The organism is Vibrio sp. N418 (assembly GCF_000222565.1).
Taxonomy (GTDB): Bacteria; Pseudomonadota; Gammaproteobacteria; order Enterobacterales; family Vibrionaceae; genus Vibrio; species Vibrio scophthalmi.
Genome location: NZ_AFWD01000007.1, coordinates 1 through 3,989, shown reverse-complemented (window position 1 = coordinate 3,989; position 3,989 = coordinate 1). Strand labels below are relative to the sequence as shown.

The 3,989-nt window shown below is 38.4% G+C and carries 4 protein-coding genes; all 4 read left to right on the top strand.

Annotated features, from left to right (window positions below; genetic code table 11):
- Positions 1 to 439, top strand: a 439-nt coding sequence (locus RH86_RS01900; protein WP_009384619.1) for a WecB/TagA/CpsF family glycosyltransferase, incomplete at its 5' end; no start/stop codon positions are given.
- A 1-nt stretch (position 440) separates the two neighbouring features.
- Positions 441 to 1,382: a UDP-glucose 4-epimerase family protein gene (locus RH86_RS01895; protein WP_038219090.1), complete on the top strand. Its 942-nt coding sequence runs from the start codon at positions 441 to 443 to the stop codon at positions 1,380 to 1,382.
- Positions 1,379 to 1,927 (top strand): sugar transferase, encoded by a 549-nt coding sequence (locus RH86_RS01890; protein WP_009384617.1) that lies wholly within the window; start codon positions 1,379 to 1,381, stop codon positions 1,925 to 1,927. Before RH86_RS01895 ends, RH86_RS01890 begins: the two co-directional genes overlap by 4 nt.
- 79 nt (positions 1,928 to 2,006) lie before the next feature.
- Positions 2,007 to 3,944: a polysaccharide biosynthesis protein gene (locus tag RH86_RS01885; RefSeq protein ID WP_038219092.1), complete on the top strand. Its 1,938-nt coding sequence runs from the start codon at positions 2,007 to 2,009 to the stop codon at positions 3,942 to 3,944.
- Positions 3,945 to 3,989 lie beyond the last annotated feature (45 nt).

Here is a 3,989-nt window from a genome sequence, read left to right as displayed (position 1 = left end):
AAAAAAACAGTTGAGGGTTGCCCTTGTTGGTGGAAGCGAACTTGAAATTAATAAAGCAAGAAATGTAATTGGTGAAAAGTACCCTACGTTAGATATTGTATTTCATCATCACGGTTACATAGAAGATAATATAGCCACTGTTATTGATAAAATGAAAGATGAGAGAGTTGAATTAGTTATTGCTGGGCTTGGCACCCCTTTTCAAGAAGAATTTCTTATTGAGTGTTATAAGAATATAGACTCATTAGCTCTTGCTTTTACGTGTGGTGGCTTTTTAACACAGATATCTCAAAATGTAAATTATTTCCACCCTTTTTTCGATAAACTTAATTTGCGTTGGTTTCAACGTTTCATTAGGCATTCTTATGTTAGAAAACGTTTATTGATAGATTATCCAAAGTTTATTGTTGAATTCATACGACAGAACATAGCTAAATAATATGATTATATTAACAGGGGCAAGTGGGTTTCTTGGGACGCATTTAGTAAACAGAATTGGAAATGACAAACTAATTTTGGTAAATAGAACCTCATTAAAAGACAACGCATATATAAAAGATATTAATTCTCACACGAATTATAATGACTTATTGTGTGGTGTTAATTGTATAATACATTCTGCTGCTCGCGTCCACGTCATGAATGATAATTCGGAAAATCCTTTAGATGATTATCGAGAAGTAAATACCAAGGGAACTCTAAATCTTGCACGACAAGGAGTGGCGGCAGGTGTTAAACGTTTTATCTTTATTAGCTCGATTAAAGTAAATGGAGAGTCAACAAAACTTAACAAGCCATTTAAATCCACAGATGATCGCCGTCCTGAAGATTTTTATGGCCAATCAAAAGCAGAAGCAGAAGTGCAGCTGTTACAACTTGCGGAAGAAACAGGCCTAGAGGTCGTTATTATCCGACCAACGCTTGTTTATGGTCCTAGCGTTAAAGCTAACTTTGCTTCTTTAATGAACTTGGTTTCTAAAGGGTTACCGTTACCATTTGGGTTCCTTACTAATAATAAACGTAGTTTAGTATCTGTTAATAACCTAGTTGATCTTATTATAACATGCATTGCTCACCCTAAAGCTGCGAATCAAGTGTTTTTAGTTTCTGATGACCATGATGTATCAACATCAGAAATGGTACGTGAAATGGCTAAATCGCTAAATAAGCCTCAATGGCAGATTCCTATTCCTAAATGGAGTTACAGATTGGCTGGTAGTGTTTTTGGAAAGCAAGATACAGTTGATAGATTATTGGATTCATTGCAGGTTGATATCACGCACACAAAAAAAACGCTTGGTTGGAAACCACCGCAAACATTAGAAGATGGTTTTAAAGAAACAGCAGAAGCTTTCTTATCAAATAAAGAGAACAAACAATGATCCGAATGATAGACATCTTAGCAGCTTTTTTTGGCTTGTTTTTTTTATGGCCAATTTTACTTTTTGTCTTAATTGTTGGTTTATTCGATACAGGCTCGCCTATATTCATTCAAACTCGAGTAGGTAAAAATAAAAAAGCTTTTAGGTTAATAAAATTCCGAACTATGTCAGTCGAAACAAAATCAGTAGCCAGCCACTTAGCAAATCATGCATCTATTACAAAGCTAGGTAAATTTTTACGTAAAACTAAGATTGATGAGTTACCTCAATTAATTAATGTGTTAAAAGGTGAGATGAGTCTAGTAGGTCCTCGCCCAAATTTATTCAATCAAGAAGAGTTGATCCAAGAACGTGATGCTTTAGGTGTGTATGACGTACTACCTGGTGTTACAGGTTTAGCTCAAGTTCAAAATATTGATATGTCGACGCCAACATTACTTGCGAAGACTGATAAGCAAATGATTGATAATCTTACGCTCAAAAATTACTTCAAGTACATTCTCATGACCGTGTCTGGGAGTGGCAATGGTGACGCCGCTAAGTAGTTCAAATTTAGATTTGAATCGCGACATCTACTTAAAACGCCAGTACAATACTGGCGTTTATTATTTCAAAGAGAGTGCCATGGCTAGGTTAAATTTGATTTGGAATCTATCTCGTTTGAATAAGCGAATCATTAGTATTTCTATCGATACGTTGTTTGTTATTACTTCGTTTTTTATCGCTTATTGGGCGCGTGTGGGTACAGTTGTTCCAGTTCGAGATTCTTTAGTTCAATCAGTGATCGTTGGAACATTAGTGATCACAATATTAGCTTTTACCAAGTTAGGGTTATACCGTGCTGTATTGAGGTACCTTACATTCCACGCTTTAGCAGTTGTTAGCATTGGTACCTTGATATCAGCCCTTTCTGTTGCGGTGCTTGCATTCTACTTTGATGCGCCTATCCCTCGTTCGATCCCTATTATCTATGCTGCTTTTCTTTGTCTACTTTGTGGTGGCTCACGATTAATTGTTCGTGTACTTGTCACGCAAGCGAATAAAAAAGGCAGTAAGCCTGTACTGATCTATGGTGCGGGTTCTGCTGGTCGCCAGCTCGCGATTGCGTTGAGAAATTCTGATACCCATAAAGTTGTTGGTTTTATCGATGAAGATGAAACCTTAAAGAATACTGTTTTGATGGGCTTAACGGTTAGTCGTCTAGAAAGATCTGAATATTTGGTTCGTAAACACAAGGTTGAGCAAGTTTTACTTGCCGTCCCTAGTGCTTCTCGTGCTCGACGTAAGGCGATATTACATTCGTTAGTAAATCTTCCTGCCGAAGTGCTTACTGTTCCTGATATGAAAGATATTGTCGATGGTAAAGCTAAAATTGATGAGCTTAAGGATGTTGCAATAGAAGATTTATTGGGTCGTGACTCAGTCGCGCCTCAGCAAGTCTTAATGGAAGCAAATATCAAAAATAAAGTCGTTATGGTAACAGGCGCTGGAGGATCGATTGGTTCCGAGTTATGCAGGCAGATTGTTAGAAATAAACCTAAGAAATTAGTGCTATTTGAACTTTCGGAGTTTGCACTATACCAAATAGATAGAGAGTTGAATGCGCTAGTCAGTAGTGAACAATTGGAAGTAGAGATCATTCCTTTGTTGGGTTCTATTCAGCGTATTAATCGACTTGCGACGGTAATGAAAAGCTTTTTGGTGCAAACTGTTTATCACGCCGCGGCTTATAAACATGTTCCATTGGTTGAGTTTAACGTGGTTGAAGGTGTGCGTAATAATGTCTTTGGTACTTTCTATACAGCTCAAGCGGCGATTGAAGCCGGAGTGGAATCTTTTGTCCTTATTTCAACCGATAAAGCGGTTCGCCCAACTAATGTGATGGGAACAACCAAGCGAGTTGCTGAGCTTGGCTTGCAGGCGTTAGCGGAACAAGAAAATGCAAAGTCCAAAGGAACTCGAGTTTGTATGGTGCGTTTTGGCAACGTATTGGGATCTTCTGGTTCAGTGATACCTGTGTTTAAAAAGCAAATTGCTTTAGGTGGCCCTGTTACGGTCACCCATCCTGATATTATTCGTTATTTCATGACTATTCCTGAAGCCGCTCAACTTGTGATTCAAGCAGGGGCAATGGGTAGAGGTGGTGATGTGTTTGTTCTGGACATGGGAGAGCCAGTAAAAATCACTGACTTGGCGAAGAATTTGATTTATCTTTCTGGATTAGAGGTTAAGTCGGAGGAGAACCCGCTCGGTGATATTGAAATTAAATTTTCTGGCTTGCGCCCGGGTGAGAAGTTGTTTGAAGAGTTGTTGATTGGCGATAATGTTGAGGGTACGGCTCATGAAAGAATCATGACCGCTCAAGAACGATTTCTCCCAATGGTTGAATACCAAGAGTTGCTCGCAGCTCTCGACGAAGCTTGTCATAATTTTGAACATGAAAAGATCCGCCAGATCTTACTTGAAGCACCAACGGGTTTTGAGCCAACGGACGGCATTGGTGATTTAGTCTGGAAACAGACTCAGATTGAATCTGATCCTGAAATGAACAAATTACATTGATAAAATTAATTTGTCTGTCTTATAAAAATAGAGCTCCGAAAGGAG

Excerpts from the sequence above, each read along its gene's own strand:
- RH86_RS01895 (WP_038219090.1), top strand. The coding sequence starts at position 441 with ATGATTATATTAACAGGGGCAAGTGGGTTTCTTGGGACGCATTTAGTA.
- RH86_RS01890 (WP_009384617.1), top strand. The coding sequence starts at position 1,379 with ATGATCCGAATGATAGACATCTTAGCAGCTTTTTTTGGCTTGTTTTTT.
- RH86_RS01885 (WP_038219092.1), top strand. The coding sequence starts at position 2,007 with ATGGCTAGGTTAAATTTGATTTGGAATCTATCTCGTTTGAATAAGCGA.